Below are 20537 nucleotides of genomic sequence, written 5' to 3'. Positions count from 1 at the left end.
TATACTATGAAGCTAACAAAACTCTCTCTTCGTACTCGAATTTTTATTTCTATGACTGTATTGGTATTGATAGCATCAATACTTATTGCAGCGGTTACGATATATCAGTACAAGGAGGAGGCAGAAGAATACCATCAGGAACGATTAGAGAGAAAAGAGGAGCGAATTCAAATTACAATTAATAACGTTTTAAAAAGAACAACATATCCTGTTAATGAAGAAAATGTAAAGCTGATTTTGAAAGAAAAAGATAGAATATATCAAATCTCTGAAGAACATTCATTGCCGGTCAAAATCTATAGTTTATCAGGAGAATTATTGATTAAGTCAGAAGGTGGTTTTATAGAGGATACTATAGATAATAAATTGAGCCCTATTGTTATCGATACCTTGTCTTCTTTGTATAACAAGCGATATCTGGTCAAATCTGAAAAAAATGGAGAAAAATTCTTGTCCTCATACACTTTTGTCTCTGATAACAAAGCGAAGCCATTAGCAATTCTTAATCTACCATATCTCGAGGATGATGATTTGATCACTAGAGAGTTGATAGAATTTTTAAAGCGTTTAGGGCAAGTATATCTATTGATGCTTCTTGTAGCAGTTATATTGGCTTATTTTTTGTCAAAATATATTACCAGATCATTAAAGACGATTTCCGAAACGATAGATCAGACAAGATTAGACAAACGTAATAAGAGAATTGATATTGGCGATGCTAGTGAAGAAATTTACTCATTGGTAAATGCTTATAACAGTATGATCGATGAATTAGAGCAAAGTGCTGCAATGTTGGCAAAAAGCGAGCGAGAGGCAGCCTGGAGAGAAATGGCAAAGCAAGTAGCCCATGAAATTAAAAATCCGCTTACTCCTATGCGATTAACCGTACAGAGTTTTCAGCGTAAGTTTGATCCTAGTGATCCAGGGATTCATCAAAAGATTGAAGAATATAGTGATACTTTAATACAGCAGATCGATACAATGAGTTCTATCGCATCTGCATTTTCGAATTTTGCGCAAATGCCTGCACAAAAAAGTGAAACACTAGATGTTGTAAAGATTGTAGGTTTGGCATTGGATATATTTAATGAAGACTATATAATTTTTCCGTCAGAAAAAGAAAAAATTATCGCCAAATTTGATAGAACACAGCTGATACGAGTAGTTACTAATTTGGTGAAAAATGGGATTCAGGCTATACCCGAAGATCGTATCCCAAAAATTATTGTCGAAGTATTCTCAGAAAATGGCGAAGTTCTTATTACCGTTGCTGATAATGGAGTGGGGATATCAGAAGAGAATATGAAGAAGGTTTTTGAGCCTAAATTCACAACAAAAACCAGTGGAATGGGGCTTGGACTAGGAATGGTGAAAAATATTGTGGAAACCTATAAAGGAAGTATTACCTTTACCTCTATTGAGGAAAAAGGAACCGTTTTTAAAGTTAGATTTCCAAAAGAGTAGATGTTCTTAATTCTTACTATTACCTAAAAAAACATATGTAATGAAAGAATATAAATTAGAGTCTTTGATCTATTATTCAAAATTAACATTAGACAAAGAGCATATTTTAAAATCTTCTTCCAAAGACATTCAGGATAAACTAGATGAATATGCAAAAGAAGGTTGGAAGTTGGTGTCTACCGACGTAGAAGATTTTGGAGCTGGAATGTATTTTTACTTATATTTTGAGAGAGATTTGAAGCAATAAAAAACATAAACAAACACAATAATAAATCATAATGTATACCAATATTTTAACATCTCAAAACGACGGGATAACCCAAATAACGATTAATCGTCCATTAAAATTGAATGCTCTTAATAAAGAAACTATTCAGGAATTGCATGCAGCTATTAGGGTAGCTGATCTTGATGCAGAGACTAAAGTTATTATCATTACAGGAAGCGGAGAAAAAGCTTTTGTCGCTGGAGCAGATATCAGTGAATTTGCTGATTTTTCTGTATCAGAAGGAGGAAACTTGGCTGCAAAAGGGCAAGAATTACTTTTTGATTTTGTAGCGAACCTTTCTACACCAGTTATTGCCGCTGTAAATGGTTTTGCTCTTGGTGGAGGATTAGAATTGGCTATGGCAGCCCATTTTAGAATTGCAAGTGATAATGCCAAAATGGGATTACCAGAAGTTTCTTTGGGGCTAATTCCAGGATATGGAGGTACGCAAAGACTATCTGAGTTGGTAGGTAAAGGTAGAGCTATGGAAATGATAATGACCGCAGGAATGATTGATGCAAATCAGGCATTACAATATGGTTTGGTAAATCATGTTACAACACAAGAAGAATTAATACCACTGGCAGAAAAACTGGCAGGAAAAATTATAAGAAACTCTTCTGTGGCGATTGGTGCAGCCATTAAGTCGGTAAATGCAGCGTATACGGATGGAGTGAATGGGTATCAGGTAGAAATAGAACAATTTGGCAACTGCTTTGGGACCGAGGATTTTAAAGAAGGAACAACAGCGTTTTTAGAAAAACGCAAGCCTAGTTTTCCGGGTAAATAATCTTTTGATATCATATCAATACAAACCTTACAAGTTGCCTTAACTTGTGAGGTTTTTCTTTTTTTTAATGGAAAATAATGTTGGTTAAACATATTGGAGTCCGAAATATTTTTTTATTTCTAAGCATTTGATTAGTTTTGAAAAATAAAACATACTTGTGGCCAGAAAGAAAAAATACAAAGAAGAAGAAGTTATAGAAAAGGCGATGCAACTTTTTTGGAGAAATGGTTATGAGACAACTTCAGTTCGTATGTTAGAAGATGAAATGGGGATCAATCAGTTTTCTATGTATGCTAGTTTTGGAAATAAACATGGTGTCTTTTTAGAAAGTATAAAATGCTATAAAGGAAAAGTCAAAACTGAACTTCTTGATAAATTAAATAACGCAGAAGGAGTGGATGGTATCAAGCAATATTTTTATGATTTTATTGATTTTTCAAAAGATAACACGCTTAACAAAGGATGTTTGTTAACGAATACTGTAAATGAATTGGGTGAACAAGCGGATAAGTTGATTTGGTCAGAAATATTAAAATTTGCAACAAATGTACGAGGGTTATTCATTAGTAAACTAAAATGTGATTACTCCAAAGATGAAAAGACTATAGTTAAACAGGCAAATTATCTAATGGTTGCGCTACAAGGATTATCGGTTGCTTCAAAAATGTTTGAAAAAAGGCAATTGGATGATTTTATTGAAGAGACTTTTGAAAGACTTTAGCTTTTTTTTATCTTAAAACTAAGCAAATGCTTAGAAATACTAATTTTTATTAAAATATTTATTATGAAAACAATGGAAACACTACGGTTGGAGTTTAAAACAATAGAAAATGCCGACACCGTCTCGGGTAAAATCTTAGAGAATGCGCAAAAAAAAATGGGGATGATTCCTAACATGTATGCAGGTATGGCAAATAATACTGCGCTGTTAGACGGATATGTAGCTGCCTATAACTCTTTTAGAGAGAATTCAGGGTTTACTCCTCAGGAGCAAGAGGTAGTTTTTCTATCCATAGCATTCGAAAATCAATGCGAATATTGTATGGCAGCTCATAGTTTTGTTGGTGATAAAATGACCAATGTGCCAACCGAAGTAACTGATGCGATACGAAATAATACAGAAATACCGGATCAAAAACTGAAGGCACTAAGCGTGTTTTCAAAAATAGTGACTTCAAAAAGAGGAATGCCTTCACAAATAGAAATAAACAATTTCTTAAATGAAGGTTATACCAAAAAGCATATTTTGGGAGTGATTGCAGGTGTGGGGGTCAAAACAATGAGTAACTATTTTAATCATATATTTAAAACCCCTGTTGACGATGCTTTTAGTGCTAGAATTTGGGAAAAGAGGTAAAAGATAATAGTGTATTTGTAAAAGACCTTATATAAGAAATCACAACCCATAAAGAGTTGTGATTTCTTATTTGTACCATATGTAGTGATCTATAGATTTTGTATTTTTATAGAAACCTCTAAAACGATGCAGACTCTTTATAAAAATCCAATTGCACTTATTCTTGTTGTGCTTTGTATTGCCGCTTTTGTTTATTTTGAAGAACAGTTACCATCTATTGACCTTTCTCACTTAACTCCGGGAAATGTTGTTGCTGTGTTAGGTTATTTATCAGTTATTATGCTGGTCGTAGAGCAGTTTATAGAAATCTTTGTTGATGATCCGGATCAGACAAAGAAGAAACAATGTAGGGCGCGTATCGAATTAATTGATAAGCAATTATATGATGTGAATAACTCAGTGAACTCTGTTTTGAGAAATGAAAAAGAAGAAAATGATGATGTAATAGCTATGATTAAAGAAAAAAAAGAGTTAGAGCAACTGTTGATAGGTTATGAGTTAAAAAGACAGCGAAGAACTATGTTAATTGGTTTTGTTTTGGGATTGATGCTTTCGTTCTCAGGGCTGCGCCTTATGTCTGGCATTATATTCAATGGATCGGTAGAAAAAATGTCAGCAATTCAGGCTACAATTATTCAGTCAATAGATATTATACTTACCGCAGGTATTATTGCAGGAGGGAGTGATCGTGTTCATGGATTGATTAAAAGAATAAAAAGCAACTTTCTTTCAGTCTAATAAACTACTTATAAAAATTCATCTCGTCTATGTATTCCCAAACCGATACAGGAAGTAGTGGTCTTACATTCTTACTATCAGTAATGCTTTTTCTTATAAATGTAGAAGAGATCTCCATAATAGGAGCTTGAATACGATGTATTTTTGGATGATCATTAAACTGTGTTTCTATAGCTCCTTCTGCTATACGAGGGTAGACGTAGATGTTGTGGTTTTCCAAGATGACTTCATAGTTTTTCCACTTATGAAAACTCTTTAAATTATCCTCTCCCATGATTAGGTGAAATTCATCTTCTGGATATTTTTCCTGAAGATATGCCAGAGTATATACTGTATAATTGGGTTGAGGTAGTTTAAATTCTATGTCGCTGGGCTTTAATTTGGGGTATGATTGTGTTGCTCGATATACCATCTCATAGCGATGGTGGTTGTCTAATAGAGAGCTTTTCTTTTTATGTGGATTATGCGGGGTTACAACCATCCATAATTCATCGAGGTCAGAATACTCAGCCATATGATTAGCTATTGCCAAGTGACCAATATGAATAGGGTTAAATGTCCCAAAATACAATCCTATTTTTTTCATCGAAAAACAGTTGTTTTTATTCTTTAGAAGAAGAAACTTTTAAACTTTATATGCTCTACTATTTTAAAAGAAATTTTTTAACCAATTGGTAGATTTCATTTTTAGCTTTTTCCAGATCATCATTGGTTACTACGGCATCAAATTGAGGAGCAGTAGCCATCTCGGTAGAAGCTTTGGATACTCTCATGTTAATTTTATCTTCAGATTCAGTTTTTCGTTTTTTTAAGCGAATTTTTAGTTCCTCAATACTTGGTGGTTTAATAAAAATAGCCAATGTACGATCAGGATATATTTTTTTAATGTCTAAGCCTCCTACAACATCAATATCAAAAATAACATGCTTTCCATTGTCCCAAAGGCGTTGTACTTCAGTTTTTAAGGTTCCATAAAAATTATCACGATATACTTCTTCCCATTCAAGGAATTCATCGGCTTTAATTTTATCTTTAAATTCTCTTAGCGATAAAAAATAATATTCTTTCCCGTGGATTTCTGCTCCACGAGGCTCTCTGGAGGCAGCAGATATAGAAAAACCTAGATTTAACTCTTCTTGGTTAAGCAAATATTTAACTAAAGTAGTTTTTCCACTGCCCGAAGGAGCAGAAAGTACAATAAGTTTACCTTGGTTCATTTACAATACGTTTAGCAATTGTTCTTTAATTTTTTCGAGTTCATCTTTCATCTGAACAACCAGTTGCTGCATAGGTGCGTAATTAGATTTACTACCAATAGTATTAATTTCTCTACCTATTTCTTGAGTGATGAAACCTAGTTTTTTTCCATTAGAATCCTGAGTGTTTAGTGTGGTGGTAAAATACTCTAAATGATTCGCCAGTCGAACTTTTTCCTCAGTAATATCAAATTTCTCCAAATAATAGATTAGCTCCTGTTCAAAACGGTTCTGGTCTACTTCTTCTTTTAAATCCGAGACAGCTTTATGTAGCCGTTCTCTTACGGATTCCATCCGTTCTGGATCGATTAGTATTACTTTATCTAGTAACTCACTTATGTTTTTAACTCTAATATTAAAGTCTTTTTCTAAAGCCTTCCCTTCATCACTTCTATATCCTTCAATTGCTATTAAGGCTTTATTTAGAGCCTCTTTTATTGCGTTAAATTCTTCTTCATTGATCTCTTCTCGTTCAGTTTTTAAGGAATCAGGCATGCGAACTGCCATTTTTAGTAGTTCTATAGTATCTCCTTTGTGAACATTAGATAACTGTCTAATATATTCCTTTACAATACCCTCGTTTATTTTGTTTGATGTTTCTTCACCGGTTGCTTCAACATACAATCCAAAATCTACTTTACCTCTTACTAGTTTTTTAGCAATAGTATTTCGCATTTGAAGTTCTTTCTCACGATATTGAGACGGAATTCTTGCATTGAGGTCTAAGTTTTTGCTATTAAGTGATTTAACCTCAATAGTTATTTTTTTTGTAGGTAGCTGAAGGATAGACTTCCCAAAGCCTGTCATAGATTTGATCATAAGATTGCGCTAAAAGTTGCACGAAGATAAGGAAAACTGCCGAGGTAGCGGTGCGAACTATAAGATACAACCCAAGATTGATCTTGTCAAAAAATTAGTCAACCATAATTGTCATGGTCAGTTTATCGATATACTTTCCATTTTCAATAAAGAAATCAGGAGTGCATCCTGATGTTGTAAACCCCGTTTTTTTATATAAAGTAATACCTGCTACATTGGTTGCGTACACTTCTAGCCATACTAGATGTAGCACTATGTTTTCTCTTGACCAATCCAATACATCTTGAATCAAAAGGGTTCCAATACCTTGGTTTTGCCATTTGGTATGAATACCCATGCCGATCATGGCTGTATGCTGCATTTTTTTACGCCAGCTACCCGTAAGATCAATATTTCCGATAATCTTTCCTTTATTTTCTGCAACCAGTAATAAACTATTAGATTGTTCTTTTAGGTTTTTAATGAGCTCCTCTTCTTCCTTTATGGTATTCGTGTATTCATAATCAAAGAGTGGTATAGTAGTTGTGTTTTTAAGATATTGAAGTTTTAGCGCTAATAATTGCCCCGCATCTTCGATGTTTGCTTCTCTAATTAAAATTTGCGTACTTGGTCTGATATGTTTTTGGAAGAAAACTCAACGGGATTATACCTCAGGGTTTTTATCACGAATTCTTTTATAAAGTTTTATTGCCATCATAAGAATGATTGCAAGCAAAATTATACCAATAACTCCATAAATCCAGTTTACAGCATCACGAACAATTACTAGAAAGATAACTGAAAACAAAATAATGGTAGAGCCTTCGTTCCACATTCTCATTTGACCAGAAGACCATTTTATGATATCATTTTGAAGCTGTTTATAGATGTGGTGGCATTTTAGATGATAGGCAATAAGTAAAATTACAAACCCCAGTTTGACATGCATCCAAGGCTGTTCTAGCCAGCCAGGCATTAAAATTAGTAACCAAATTGCAAATAGAGTCGTTAATATTGCAGAAGGCCAGGTGATTATATACCATAGGCGCTTGGTCATCAATTTAAATTGTTTGCATAGTATTTCTTTATCAGGAGAAGGCTTTTGCGATGCTTCAATATGATAAATAAATAATCTGGGAATATAAAATAGCCCTGCAAACCATGTAATAACAAAGATAAGGTGCAGGGATTTTATGTAGTTGTAATATTCGAGCATTTAATTTTCTACAAAAAGATATTTAAGTTGCAAGGTATTGAACTCTGAATTAAAATTTTTAATTTCTTCTGAAATTAATTTATCAAAAGTAGCTAATTGCTTGTCGATTTTCTCTGTAAGTTCATTTTTTACCGCAATATCCTGGCTGGTCGGACCAAAATCTCCCATCCCAACTAAAGAATTCAAATGCCCTAATTTGTTGGTAAGTTTAATCGGGAAATTTAACGGATCCTGATTACTTTTATTTTTAGTTTGATATAAAGCTTTTTCAATTTCACCAAATTGTGTTTGTAAATCAGTGGCTTTTTTTACTAAATCTTTGGTGATGTCATTGTCCTTATATTGTTTTGAAAATGCTTTTAACTGAGCATTAATTTTTCTGATTTTCTTTATAGATTTATGAGCTTTGTCTACTGTTTTGTTAATGCTGGTAATAAAATCAAATTGAGATTGCATTTGCGCAGGAGTGGCTTCTGATCTTGGATCACTTACAATAGTAAAAGGTTGTCTGTATACTTCCTTGCCATTTACAGAAAGGCTTACTTTATAATTACCAGGAACAGCTTTTGGACCATTAAGATTTGCCCACCAAAGAATCATGCCTTTTAGTTTTTCTGCTCCTTCTCCTCTCATGTCCCACACGAACATGTTTGCTCCCTTCTCTTCTATATTTAGCTGCTCTTTTTTCTCTTTGGCTTTTGTGCTATAAGATTTGAGAGTATCATTTTTAGCATTAAAATAGGTTAACGAAACAGTGTCTTTTACGGTGTCGTAGTTTTTTAAGTAGAAATAGGTTATAACACCTGCAGGGTGATTTGTTCCTTCTGTTTTAGAATCTTTTATACTTCCTCCACTCATTCGATACGAATCTTTGGGTTTGTATAGGATGTGGTCTTGATTTTTTAAATTATTATTTAATTGATGTAATACAGTTAGATCATCTATGATCCAGAGACTTCTTCCTTGGGTAGCTACAATCAGATTATTGTTTTTAATAATTAAATCGGTTATAGGAACTATAGGTAGATTTAATTGAAACGGTTGCCAATTTGTACCATCATTAAAAGAGATGTACATTCCTGTTTCTGTACCAGCATAAAGAAGTCCCTTTTGCTTAGGGTCTTCACGAAGCACACGAGTAAAATGCTCACTTTTTATTCCATTCGTGATTTTGACCCAAGACTTTCCATAATCCGTAGTTTTATACAGATATGGCGCAAAATCTCCGGATTTGTATTTGGTTCCAGCGATATAACACGTTCCTTCGTTAAAAGTACTAGGCTCTATGCTATTGATCATCATCCATTCGGGCATGCCTTTTGGGGTCACATCATCCCATGATTTGCCTCCGTCCTGACTTAAATGTACTAATCCATCATCACTACCAACCCAAAGCAAGCCTTCTTTTATGGGGCTTTCTGCAGCGGCAAAAATGGTGCAATAATATTCTACAGAGGTATTATCTTGTGTAATGGGACCCCCTGATGATTTCTGTTTGTCTGGATCATTTCTGGTTAGATCCGGGCTAATAACATCCCAGCTTTGCCCTTCATTTTCGCTTACGTGGACATGATTGGAGAAGGTGTATAGTCTATTGGGATTGTGTTTGGAGAATAGTATAGGAAAATTCCATTGAAAGCGATATTTCATATCCTCGGCACCATGCCCCATAGGATTATCAGGCCATACACTAATGGAGCGTACAGTTTCCTTTTTATGATTTACTCTGGTTAGAAAACCATCATAACTTCCACCATATACAATATCATTATCCTTGGGGTCTACTGCAATATGTGCCGACTCTCCTCCCGCAGTACGTTCCCAGTCGTTTTCTGATATAGACCAACCGGTGCTTCTGTGGTTGATTCTTATTGTTGAATTATCTTGTTGTGCTGCGTAGATACGATAAGGAAAACTATTGTCAGTTGTAACTCTATAAAATTGTGATGTAGGCTGATTGTGATATGTGCTCCAGGTTTCGCCTCCATCATATGTTATTTGCGCTCCTCCATCATCACCAATCACCATACGTTTTGGATTCTCAGGGGCAATCCATAGGTCATGATGGTCTCCATGTGGAGCATGGTAACTACTAAAGTTTTTGCCACCATCCTTACTCTTATGATAAGATACATTCACTACATATACAACATCTATATCTTTGGGGTCTGCGTAGATTCTGCTATAATACCATGCTCGTTGCCGCAAACTTCTACTGCTATTTAACTGATTCCATGTTTGACCACCATCATCGCTACGGTATACTCCTCCTTTTTCTTTGTTTTCTACAATAGCCCAAATTCGCTCACTATTTACAGGAGAAACGGTTACCCCAATAATTCCTAAGGTGTCTTTTGCGAATCCCTTATTTTTTGAAATTTCATTCCAGGTGTTTCCGCTATCAGTGCTTTTCCATAGAGCAGAGCCTTCTCCACCAGAGCTTAAACTATAAGGAGTTCTTCTGGCATTCCAAGTTGAAGCGTATAGAATCCTTGGGTTGTTGGGATCCAGAATTAAATCTACGGCTCCCGCATCTTGATTTGCAAATAACACCTTCTTCCATGTCTTCCCTCCATCTGTACTTTTATATACTCCTCTGTCATTAGTAGGTTTGTATATGTTTCCTAATACCGCAGTATATACAATATCAGGGTTTGTTGGGTGTATAGTAATTCTTGGGATATGTCTACTTTTGGAAAGACCTGATTGAATCCATGTTTTGCCGGCATCAACACTTTTCCAGATTCCATAACCAGAGGATACGTTACCTCGTAGGGTTTTTTCTCCACCGCCAACATAAATGACATTAGGGTCACTTTTGGAAATTGCAATAGCACCTATAGATCCTCCAAAAAAGCCATCAGAAATATTTTTCCAGGTACGACCTCCATCTGTAGTTTTCCATATTCCTCCCCCAGTAGTACCTGCATAAAATAAGTTTGGTTTTCCAGAAACTCCAGTTACAGCAGCACTTCGACCACCTCGAAAAGGTCCAATAAGTCTGTACTCTAAGGCATCATAAAGCCCTTGATTATAAGTTTGAGAATGAATAGTGAATATACTTGCAAAAGCAAAAAAGAGAAAAAAAGAAACTCTATTGGATAGTAAGCGCATGTTAGTTGAGATTTAGTTTAAAAGCCTAGTGTTTTTAGAAAGATTATGAAAAAATAGATTTGACGGGATACTAAAATCAGGAATTAAAAATTATTCCAAAAGATTTTCACGTAATTTTAACCTTAGCTTATTTTAAACATGCTTTAAGAAGTGCTATTTTGATTTTGAAGTAAAGATTGTCGTCTGTCTTTAAAAAACTAATGTATAGTGGTGGCTTAGTTAAAACTAGCTTAGGTGTTTTTGGGGATAAGCTTTGTTCTTACTTCTTTATTTAAAAAATACCCAGTAACAATTGTTGCCAATACGTCTGCAATCGGGAAAGAGATCCAAACTCCTATTTCTCCATAAAAATTTGGAAGTATTAAAATCAAGGGGATAAAAAAGAAGCCCTGTCTTGATAATGTGAGTAATAATGCTGGGGTTGCTTTTCCGACAGCTTGAAAATAAGCTGCGCCAATAAGTTGAAGAGCGATAATGGGAGTGGCAGCAAATACCCATCGCATAGGTTCGGCTGTATGTGATAGTACATATTGGTTTAGCGCAAGTTCTTTGGCTGTAAGATTTGGGTTATCACTTAAAAACAATGTTGTTATTTCTGAAGGAAAAATCATTAGACCTATAAATACCAATGTTGCGAGAATAGCTGCATATTTTATCGCAGTGTTAATAGATTCACGAACACGGGGGTATTGTTGGGCGCCATAATTGTATCCTGCAATAGGAACAAATCCTTGGGTAACACCAAATACTGGAAATAAGGCAAACATTAACATTCGCCCGATAATTGCATATACCGCAACCAAACCTTCTTGCCCAAGGCTAAATAAAATATTATTCATCAATAGATAAGTAATACTTACGACGGCTTGTCTTGCTAGTGTTACCCCACCAAGAGAGGCAATTTCTGAAACAATCTCTTTTTGTAATCCAAAATGGCGAAAGCTAATTTTTAGTTCAGAGTTTTTAGAAGTAAAGAACCAAAAAATATATAGAAAACACGCAAGGTAAGACCCGGTAGTTGCCCATGCAGCTCCATGCATTCCCATATCCATTAGATTTATAAAAATATAATCCATCAGTAGGTTACCAACTGTAGGAATAATCATTGCTGTCATAGCAAATTTTGGCTTTCCTTCAGCTCGTATTACTGTATTTCCCATCATTGCAAAACCAAGAATAGGGACACCATACAGTATAATTGTGTAGTAAATTTTGGCGGGCTCAAAGATGTCTCCTTTTCCACCAAATTTTGGAATAATGTCATCTACAAATACTAAGCCTAAGACCACTAATGATACCATGAAAATTAGTGAGAGAGTGATTTGGTTACCGAAGGTATTGAGTGCTTTTTCCTTGTTTTCGGCTCCTAATGCTCTTGAGATGATACTAGACCCTCCAACACCGATAGACATGCCTAGTGCAGCTATAAAAAAAGATACTGGTAGTACTACATTAATAGCTGCTATGGCAATTGACCCAATCCAATTTCCAACAAAAATAGAGTCGATCAGAATATTAAGTGACATTACTAAGATTCCTATAGAAGCTGGGACGGCTTGTTTTATGAGTAGTTTGCCAACCGATTCGGTTCCTAGTGCTTCAGAGGACGTTTTTGCCATTATACTGTTTGGGTTTTGACAGAGACCCATTCATTGACCCAATTAGCTAATACATCTGCCCAATCATCACGGTCGTTAAGGCATGGGATGGTTGTGAATTCCTGTCCACCTACTTCATGAAAGATTTCTTCACCTTCCATTGCAATTTCCTCCAGGGTTTCTAGGCAATCAGATACAAAAGCAGGAGTGACAATAGCCATCTTTTTGATATTGTTTTTCCCCATTCGTTCTATAGTACGATCGGTGTATGGCTGTAACCAAGGGTCAAACCCTAAACGGGATTGAAAAGAGGTAGAATAAGTTCCTTCTTTAAGGTTTAATTTGTTTGCTACCTGTTGCGTAGTGTTATAACATTGATGACGGTAACAAAACTCATGAGCAGGAGAGTTTGTGTTACAACATGATCCGTCAATTTTGCAATGTGATTTGGTAATGTCGCTTTTTCGGATATGTCTTTCAGGTACACCGTGGTAAGAAAACAAAAGATGTTCATAATCTAGTTTTTCGATTTTCTCTGCTATACTTTTGGATAAGACCTCTATATATTCAGGTTTGTTATAAAATGCCGGAATATCGGTAAATGTCATATCTGGAAAATGCCCATCGCGTAACTCTTTAGCAAGAACCAAAATAGTTTCTGTAGTCGCCATTGCGAATTGAGGATAAAGAGGAACAATCATAACTTCGGTAACTCCTTTGTCATGTAACTCTTGTAGTCCTTTTTTGATATTCATAGATCCATAACGCATGGCTAAACCAATAGGAATCGAAGTGCGATCCGAAATCTTTTTTTGGAGCCTTTCAGATAAAACAATCAGTGGAGAACCTTCATCCCACCATATTTTTTTATAGGCTTCAGCTGATTTTTTTGGTCGAGTGTTTAATATGATTCCTTTTACAAGTAGTATTCTAGCCCAAAGAGGAACATCAATTACTCTGGGATCCATTAAAAATTCGCCAAGATATTTTTTTACATCTTTTGGGCTTGTACTGTCTGGTGACCCAAGATTGACAAGAAGAACTCCTTTATTCATATTTTTTCTTTTTGCAGGTACAAAAATACAAACAATACCGAGGAATGGTAGTAAAAACAATAAGACTTTTTGATAGTGGTATTATTGAATCAATTGAGGGCTAGTTGTAAATCGCAGGTCGAAATTAAAGATAAATTAAAATAGTTAAATTCTAATAAAGCAATAAGTGGGGTAATTTTATTTTATTATTTTTAGATGATTAAAAAAAGCAAAGATGAAACGTGTAATTATAGATGTTAAAAAAGATAAACTGCCTTTTGTTTTAGAATTGCTGGAGCAGTTTGATTTTGTATCAGTTATAGCAGATACCTCAGATGATAATCAAGGAATGTATGACTCAATTGTATCCTTACAAAAAGGGATAGGAATTCCCAAAGGGGAGTCGTCAGAGTAAATAATGTTAGCTTAAACTCATTACATACTTTTTTGGAGTGGTGCCAAACTTCTTTTTAAATGCGGCAATAAAGTGGCTTGCTGTACTATAGCCGACTTTTAATCCTACTTCGTTTACATTGTGACTGCCTGTGGCGAGTAGTTGTCGTGCAACTTCCATTTTGTAATCAAACAAGAATGTATATACTGGTTCACCATAAATTTGTTTAAAACCATCTTTAAGTTTTTTAAGGGATAACCCTATTTCTTTTGATAGTTCTTGCAGCGTTGGAGGTTCTGACATACGAGAGATTATAATCTCTTTAGCCTTTCTGATTTTCAATACATTTTCTTCATCCACCAGAAATGGGCATTGCTCTACATCGGCATTTTCAGGTCTATTAAAATAGAGGCTTAATAGTTCATAAGACTTTCCTTTAAAATATAATAGTTTTATAGATTTATGCAGGCTATAGTTCATTATTTGGTTTAATACTACTGCCATTGAAGGAGAAATAACAGCATCGGTATAATATTTTTTATCCCGGTTTCCTTCTCCTAGAAAAGGAATATGATCCGCTTCTTTTGAAAATAATGAATGAAATTTCTTTATAGAAATAAGTATAGTAATTAACCATGAATCTTTTTCCATTTCGAGATTAAGAGGTAGATCACGTTGTGGGTTGTAAAGTAGAAGTGAGTTTTCTTCAGATAGATTTATTGAATAACTTCCGTTGTTAAAATTAAATTTGATTGCTCCTTTAATACAGAAATGAAACTGTATGTAGCTACTGTTGATTTGTCTTATAACCTTCTGGTTATCACCTGTTTCATTCTGGAATTTTAAAATGCAAAAGCCGTCTTCGATATTGGTTTCTTCTAAAATACCTGGAGCGTTATTTTTTAATTCGATTTCCATAATTACAAAATTTTATTATTTAGAATTAATCTAAACTGTCGACAGAGGAATCTCTTAAACTCCTACAAAAATAAGGGTTTACAACGGTTTTTTGTGTTAATAATATTCAAAATAACGTTTTTCGATACTAAAAACTCTTCTAGCGTTATTTTTTCTGAACTATCTAAAATATTTTTGTGATGGAATATATAGAAGATACTGCATGGAGCCCCATTTAAGAGCGAAAGGAACGAATTTTTACACTATTGGACTTAGTTATAAGAAGGCTGATGCTGAAGTCAGAGGTCACTTTAGTGTAAATGATGAAGCTAAGGAAGGGATATTACGGCAAGCTAAAAAAGAAGGAATTGAAGCTTTATTGGTAACATCTACATGTAATAGAACCGAATTGCATGGTTTTGCACAACACCCTTTTCAATTAATCAAATTACTTTGTGAACATACACAAGGAACAATTGATGAATTTGAAAAAGTAGCCTATGTGCATAAAAATAATAAAGCAGTATCTCATTTGTTTAGAGTTGGAACAGGTTTAGATAGCCAGATACTAGGAGATTTTGAAATTATAAGTCAGTTGAAGCAAAGCTTTAAAGCTTCAAAAAAAGCAGAAGTTACAAACCCTTTTCTTGAGCGATTGATTAATGCTGTAATCCAGGCTAGTAAACGAATTAAAAACGAAACCGAAATATCCTCTGGAGCAACCTCAGTTAGTTTTGCAGCGGTACAATATATTTTAGCAAGAGTGCCTTATGTTTCTGACAAGAATCTTTTACTATTTGGTACAGGAAAAATCGGAAGAAATACTTGTGAAAACCTAATTAAGCATACCAAGAATGAGCATATTGTACTGATCAATAGAACCAAGGTTAAGGCCGAAAGAATAGCAGGTAAATTTAATCTTGTCGTTAAAGATTATGCTAATATCCAAACTGAGATAAAAAATTCTGACGTCTTAATTGTGGCGACAGGAGCTCAAAAACCAACTATTTCCAAACAGTTGATCCATTCTGATAAACCGCTATTAATCCTTGACTTATCAATACCTCGTAATGTTTCGTTGGATGTAACAGAATTACCGAATGTAACATTGGTGCACTTAGATGATTTATCTAAAATGACGGATAGGACACTACAACGTAGAAAAGAACATATACCACAGGCAGAAGTAATTATAGAAGAAATAAGGGCTGAATTTGGTGATTGGCTTGAGACTAGAAAATTTGCTCCAACAATTAAAGCGCTAAAAAATAAGCTTACCACTTTAAAAGATGCCGAAATCAATTTGCAACGAAAAAAATATGCAGATTTTGATGAAGAACAAGCAGATATTATAAGTAGCCGGATTATTCAGAAGATTACTAACCACTTTGCTAGTCACCTTAAAGATGATAATACTTCGGCAGATGAAAGCATAGAGTTGATTCAAAAAGTTTTTCAATTACAAAATAAATAGTCTTGACAAAAACGATTCGTATTGGCACCAGAGATAGTGAACTAGCGCTTTGGCAAGCTAACACCGTACAAAAACATTTAGAGGATTTGGGATATAAAACCCAATTGGTACCTGTTAAATCGACAGGAGATATCGTCTTGGATAAACCATTATACGAATTAGGTATTACAGGTATTTTTACCAAGACATTGGATATAGCCATGTTAAATGGAGATATTGATATTGCTGTACACTCGATGAAAGATGTACCTACTGCCTTACCAAAAGGAATTGTAGAAGCTGCTATTTTAAAGCGCGCAAATGTAAAAGATATCTTGGTACATAAGGGGTTGGATTTTCTTGATAAAAAAGGGGTTGTTGCGACAGGAAGTCTAAGACGAAAAGCACAATGGTTATGCAAATATCCAACACATACAGTTGTTGATTTGCGTGGAAATGTTAATACACGGATGCAAAAATTAAATGATAGTAACTGGAATGGTGCTGTTTTTGCCGCTGCAGGATTAGAACGTATTAATATAAAACCCGACCAATGTATTGATTTAGATTGGATGATACCTGCGCCAGCGCAAGGAGCAATGCTCGTCGTAGCAAAAGAAAAAGACAATTATTGTCTAGAAGCGCTTTCAGATCTTAATGATAAAGAGTCAGAAATTTGTGTGCATATAGAGCGAGAGTTTCTACGAGAATTAGAAGGAGGTTGTACAGCACCTATTGGAGCATTGGCGAAGATCAAAGAAGATGCAATTTACTTTACCGGTGCTTTGTTCAGCCTTAATGGAAAAATTAAAATTGAGGTGAATAGAGTTGTAAAAATTGAAAATGTAAAAGATTTCGGAAAAACATGTGCAAACGAAGTACTGGATAATGGAGGGCGCGAATTGATGAAAGAAATAAAAACAGAAATCGGATAGATTGAATACTTCACCTACAATACTCTCAACCAAAAAACTTTCTGTAGCTCAAAAAGAGCTATTATCAAATGCCGACATTAAGTATGTAGAGTATGAAGCAATCGAGATTGAATTATTAGAAACTCAAATAGAGAAGGATATCCAAAATGCCATCTTTACAAGCAAAAACGCTTTCAAAGCCATAAAAAACATTAGAACAAACATTTCAAAATGTTTTTGTGTAGGTGAAAACACTAAAAAGCTATTAGAAGAAAATGGTTTAAATATTGTTGAAACTGCCCAAAATGCTTTCGATTTGGCTCAAATCATTATTAAAAAATATAAAAATGAATCGTTTTTGTTTTTTTGTGGGAATTTGAGAAGAAATGAACTACCAGATCTTTTGAACCAAAATAAAATTGATCTAAAAGAGCAAGTAGTATATAAAACACATTTAAAATTAGATAAATTTGATCGTTCGTTTGATGGAATATTGTTTTTTAGCCCGTCAGGGATTCAAAGTTATGTTTCAGAAAACACAATCGAGCCGAGTATTGCATTTTGCATTGGAAATACAACTGCTGCTGAGGCAAGAAAATATGCTGCTACAACTGTTGTTGCAAGCAAACCCTCGGTAGAGGACGTAATAGTTCAGGCGATAGAATATTTTAGGAATAAATAAAAAAAAATATGGCTCAAAGTATAGTTTGTAACGGACTGTCAGTCTAGTCTATAGAGAAGGCTATTTGGAGACAACATATATTTTTGAGAAAATAAAGAAACATTATGGCACAACTAAAAAATGACTTATTTCTTAAGGCACTAAAAGGAGAATCAGTAGAACGTCCACCAGTTTGGATGATGCGTCAGGCAGGGAGATATTTGCCAGAATTTCGTGCTTTGAAAGCAAAGTATGATTTCTTTACTCGTTGTAGAACTCCTGAGTTGGCAGCAGAGATCACAGTACAACCTATTGATATCATTGGACCCGATGCAGCAATCTTGTTTAGTGATATTTTGGTAATTCCTCAGGCAATGAATATAGAAGTAGAGATGAAGGACGGAATAGGTCCTTGGCTACCCAACCCAATTCGTTCTTTGAAGGATGTAGAACAAGTAGTTGTCCCTAATGTATATGAAGAATTAGGATATGTTATGGATGCCATTAAATTAACCAAAGAGCGTTTGGATAATCGCGTTCCTTTAATTGGTTTTGCAGGCTCACCATGGACTATCTTATGTTATGCTGTACAAGGACAAGGATCTAAGAATTTTGATAAAGCTAAAGAATTGTGTTTTACACAACCCGAAGCAGCGCATCAGCTGCTACAAAAAATTACCGATACAACAATTGCCTACCTTAAAGCCAAAGTTGCTACAGGAGTAAATGCCGTTCAGGTATTCGATAGTTGGGGAGGAATGTTGTCTCCAGTAGACTACCAAGAGTTCTCATGGAAATATATCCAACAGATTGTAGATGCTTTAAAAGAAGAAACTGAAGTCATTGTTTTTGGAAAAGGATGTTGGTTTGCATTGCATGAAATGGCACAATCAGGAGCAGCAGCACTTGGAGTAGACTGGACCTGTTCTGCACGTAATGCTCGTTACCTTACAGGAGGCAATATAACGCTGCAAGGAAATTTTGATCCCTCTAGATTATTATCGCCACCATCAGAGATTAAAAAAATGGTTAAGCAAATGATCGATGAATTTGGTAAAGATCGATATATAGCTAATCTGGGGCATGGTATTTTGCCAAATATACCGGTAGAAAACGCTATGGCGTTTGTAGATGCTGTAAAAGAATATAAAGGATAAGATGAATGTATGGAGTTTGGTAAGGCGTTTCAGTTTTAAGCAAATCCTTAGATTGTCTGGAATAATGCTTATGAACCCTTTGCTACTTTATCCAACATTAAAAGCAACAAGACGGAGTATGGCTATTTGTGATTTGCATTATGGAGATGCACATCATAAAAATGGAAAGGCAAATGCATTTAGACATGCACTATGGAATATATTGATTTGTGATACTACTTTTAGAGTAACAAAAAGCAAAAAAAAATCTATAGATTGGGCTAAAAGAATAACCGACTTGCATGAAAAACTTGCTCCAAATAAACCAGTTGCAACAGCAATGGATTTACATAATAATGAGATTGGAAGAAAATATTTTTTAACAACAAATATTATTTCTGAGAACGAAGTAATCTCTTTTCTGAAAGAGGAGACCCGAAAAGCCAAAAAGATATCGGATGTCAAAACAATACTAAATCATAAAAATGATTTGGTATATCTTTTGGAGGAATAATAGCTTGAAATCATAGCCATACATATCTATAAAAATACGATGGACTTAAAAGATAACATAAATTGAAACAAAATTCTTTAAAAAGCTACTTATAAAGAAGTAAATCAAAAAGAGGATGACCTATGTTTAAAAATATAATTAACGGAGTTAAAGCTTATTTTGGAACATTTAAACTTATTTCAAAACTAGGCTTGTGGAAGTATTTTACGATTCCTATTCTTATAAGTATTGTTACAGGATTATCTTTTGTAGCACTAGCCTATTTCTTTTCTGATAATCTAGGGGCAGTTATTGCAAAAATTTGGCCATGGGAGTGGGGATCAGAAACTTTTGCTACTATAAGCACATATATTGGAGGTTTATTGATTCTGGTCATTGGGTTAATCTTGTATAAGCATATTGTTATGGCATTATCGGCACCATTTATGAGTCCGGTTTCTGAAAAAGTAGAAGCGCACCTTCTAGGAGAAACCAACCATGCACATCGCAATACATCGTTTAGTCAGCAATTATCAAGAGGTATTCGTATCAATGTAAGAAATTTGTTTAGGGAATTGCTCTTTATGATTCCACTAATTATCTTAAGCTTTATTCCTGTTATTGGTATTTTGTTTACAATATTGATCTTTTTGATTCAGGCATACTATATAGGTTTTGGTAATATGGATTATACCATGGAAAGGCACTTTAGTTATAAAGAAAGTATTCAATTTGTAAGAAAAAACAGAGGGACTGCAATAGGTAATGGGATTGTGTTTGTATTGATGTTATTTATACCTATCCTTGGTTTTATTATCACACTACCCATATCAGTGGTTGCTGCTTCTACCGAAACTGTAAAAATACTAAAAGAGAAAGGGCTAATAGAATTAAAAAAGCCTTCTAAAGAAGTTTCAAAAATTGACGCATAAATCAGATGCTTAATTTGACAAAGG

At 34.6% G+C, this 20537-nt stretch carries 22 protein-coding genes; 13 read left to right on the top strand and 9 right to left on the bottom strand.

Features of this window, described 5'->3' with window-relative positions; genetic code table 11:
• Positions 1-6 precede the first annotated feature (6 nt).
• The 6 genes from C1X07_RS05115 (at position 7) to C1X07_RS05090 (ending at position 4617) form a co-directional block, all read left to right on the top strand.
• Positions 7-1464, top strand: a complete 1458-nt coding sequence (locus C1X07_RS05115; protein ID WP_103068914.1) for a sensor histidine kinase — start codon at positions 7-9, stop codon at positions 1462-1464.
• Between the two features lie 40 nt (positions 1465-1504).
• The gene (locus tag C1X07_RS05110) at positions 1505-1711 is read left to right on the top strand and encodes a DUF4177 domain-containing protein (protein WP_103068913.1); all 207 of its coding nucleotides are present in this window, start codon (positions 1505-1507) and stop codon (positions 1709-1711) included.
• A 28-nt stretch (positions 1712-1739) separates the two neighbouring features.
• Complete coding sequence (locus C1X07_RS05105; RefSeq protein WP_103068912.1) at positions 1740-2522, top strand: enoyl-CoA hydratase/isomerase family protein; 783 nt, start codon at positions 1740-1742, stop codon at positions 2520-2522.
• Positions 2523-2679: 157 nt separating this feature from the next.
• A complete protein-coding gene (locus tag C1X07_RS05100) occupies positions 2680-3243 on the top strand; it encodes a TetR/AcrR family transcriptional regulator (RefSeq protein ID WP_103068911.1) in 564 nt (187 codons plus the stop codon).
• 63 nt (positions 3244-3306) lie between these two features.
• The gene (locus C1X07_RS05095) at positions 3307-3879 is read left to right on the top strand and encodes a carboxymuconolactone decarboxylase family protein (RefSeq protein WP_241507195.1); all 573 of its coding nucleotides are present in this window, start codon (positions 3307-3309) and stop codon (positions 3877-3879) included.
• Positions 3880-4005: 126 nt separating this feature from the next.
• On the top strand, positions 4006-4617 hold the full coding sequence (locus C1X07_RS05090; RefSeq protein ID WP_103068910.1) for a hypothetical protein: 612 nt from the start codon (positions 4006-4008) through the stop codon (positions 4615-4617).
• 4 nt (positions 4618-4621) lie between these two features.
• Here C1X07_RS05090 and nadD read toward each other — a convergent pair whose 3' ends face one another.
• From nadD to hemH, 8 genes are all read right to left on the bottom strand, one after another.
• Positions 4622-5203 (bottom strand): nicotinate (nicotinamide) nucleotide adenylyltransferase, encoded by a 582-nt coding sequence (gene nadD, locus C1X07_RS05085; protein WP_103068909.1) that lies wholly within the window; start codon positions 5201-5203, stop codon positions 4622-4624.
• 58 nt (positions 5204-5261) lie between these two features.
• On the bottom strand, positions 5262-5834 hold the full coding sequence (gene gmk / locus C1X07_RS05080) for a guanylate kinase (RefSeq protein ID WP_103068908.1): 573 nt from the start codon (positions 5832-5834) through the stop codon (positions 5262-5264).
• Positions 5835-6692, bottom strand: a complete 858-nt coding sequence (locus C1X07_RS05075; protein WP_103068907.1) for a YicC/YloC family endoribonuclease — start codon at positions 6690-6692, stop codon at positions 5835-5837.
• A 94-nt stretch (positions 6693-6786) separates the two neighbouring features.
• Positions 6787-7284, bottom strand: coding sequence for a GNAT family N-acetyltransferase (locus C1X07_RS05070; protein ID WP_262494904.1), 498 nt, complete (start codon positions 7282-7284; stop codon positions 6787-6789).
• Between the two features lie 51 nt (positions 7285-7335).
• Positions 7336-7887 carry a CopD family protein gene (locus C1X07_RS05065; RefSeq protein ID WP_103068905.1) on the bottom strand — a complete coding sequence of 184 codons (552 nt, stop codon included), beginning with the start codon at positions 7885-7887 and terminating at the stop codon, positions 7336-7338.
• Positions 7888-11001 (bottom strand): VPS10 domain-containing protein, encoded by a 3114-nt coding sequence (locus C1X07_RS05060; RefSeq protein WP_103068904.1) that lies wholly within the window; start codon positions 10999-11001, stop codon positions 7888-7890.
• A gap of 230 nt (positions 11002-11231) precedes the next feature.
• Entirely contained in the window at positions 11232-12620 is a 1389-nt protein-coding gene (locus C1X07_RS05055) for an MATE family efflux transporter (protein WP_103068903.1), read from the bottom strand.
• Positions 12620-13654, bottom strand: coding sequence for a ferrochelatase (gene hemH, locus C1X07_RS05050; protein WP_103068902.1), 1035 nt, complete (start codon positions 13652-13654; stop codon positions 12620-12622). Before hemH ends, C1X07_RS05055 begins: the two co-directional genes overlap by 1 nt.
• Before the next feature lie 214 nt (positions 13655-13868).
• Here hemH and C1X07_RS05045 point away from each other — a divergent pair, with 214 nt between their 5' ends.
• Positions 13869-14048 carry a hypothetical protein gene (locus tag C1X07_RS05045; protein WP_103068901.1) on the top strand — a complete coding sequence of 60 codons (180 nt, stop codon included), beginning with the start codon at positions 13869-13871 and terminating at the stop codon, positions 14046-14048.
• 6 nt (positions 14049-14054) lie between these two features.
• On the opposite strand, the gene C1X07_RS05040 is transcribed toward C1X07_RS05045, so the two are convergent.
• Positions 14055-14945, bottom strand: coding sequence for an AraC family transcriptional regulator (locus C1X07_RS05040; RefSeq protein WP_103068900.1), 891 nt, complete (start codon positions 14943-14945; stop codon positions 14055-14057).
• Between the two features lie 202 nt (positions 14946-15147).
• Here C1X07_RS05040 and hemA point away from each other — a divergent pair, with 202 nt between their 5' ends.
• The 6 genes from hemA (at position 15148) to C1X07_RS05010 (ending at position 20513) form a co-directional block, all read left to right on the top strand.
• Positions 15148-16398, top strand: coding sequence for a glutamyl-tRNA reductase (gene hemA / locus C1X07_RS05035; RefSeq protein WP_103068899.1), 1251 nt, complete (start codon positions 15148-15150; stop codon positions 16396-16398).
• 2 nt (positions 16399-16400) lie between these two features.
• The gene (gene hemC, locus C1X07_RS05030) at positions 16401-17312 is read left to right on the top strand and encodes a hydroxymethylbilane synthase (protein WP_103068898.1); all 912 of its coding nucleotides are present in this window, start codon (positions 16401-16403) and stop codon (positions 17310-17312) included.
• Position 17313: 1 nt separating this feature from the next.
• Positions 17314-17973 (top strand): uroporphyrinogen-III synthase, encoded by a 660-nt coding sequence (locus C1X07_RS05025; protein ID WP_103068897.1) that lies wholly within the window; start codon positions 17314-17316, stop codon positions 17971-17973.
• Between the two features lie 104 nt (positions 17974-18077).
• Positions 18078-19109, top strand: a complete 1032-nt coding sequence (hemE, locus tag C1X07_RS05020) for a uroporphyrinogen decarboxylase (RefSeq protein ID WP_103068896.1) — start codon at positions 18078-18080, stop codon at positions 19107-19109.
• A gap of 1 nt (position 19110) precedes the next feature.
• The gene (locus tag C1X07_RS05015; RefSeq protein WP_103068895.1) at positions 19111-19602 is read left to right on the top strand and encodes a DUF6973 domain-containing protein; all 492 of its coding nucleotides are present in this window, start codon (positions 19111-19113) and stop codon (positions 19600-19602) included.
• A gap of 122 nt (positions 19603-19724) precedes the next feature.
• Positions 19725-20513: an EI24 domain-containing protein gene (locus tag C1X07_RS05010; RefSeq protein ID WP_103068894.1), complete on the top strand. Its 789-nt coding sequence runs from the start codon at positions 19725-19727 to the stop codon at positions 20511-20513.
• Positions 20514-20537 lie beyond the last annotated feature (24 nt).

Origin of the sequence: Aquimarina sediminis (assembly GCF_002895435.1) — a bacterium.
GTDB classification, from domain to species: Bacteria; Bacteroidota; Bacteroidia; order Flavobacteriales; family Flavobacteriaceae; genus Aquimarina; species Aquimarina sediminis.
Note: the sequence above shows the minus strand (reverse complement) of the source record. Positions and strands in the feature narration are given on the sequence as shown.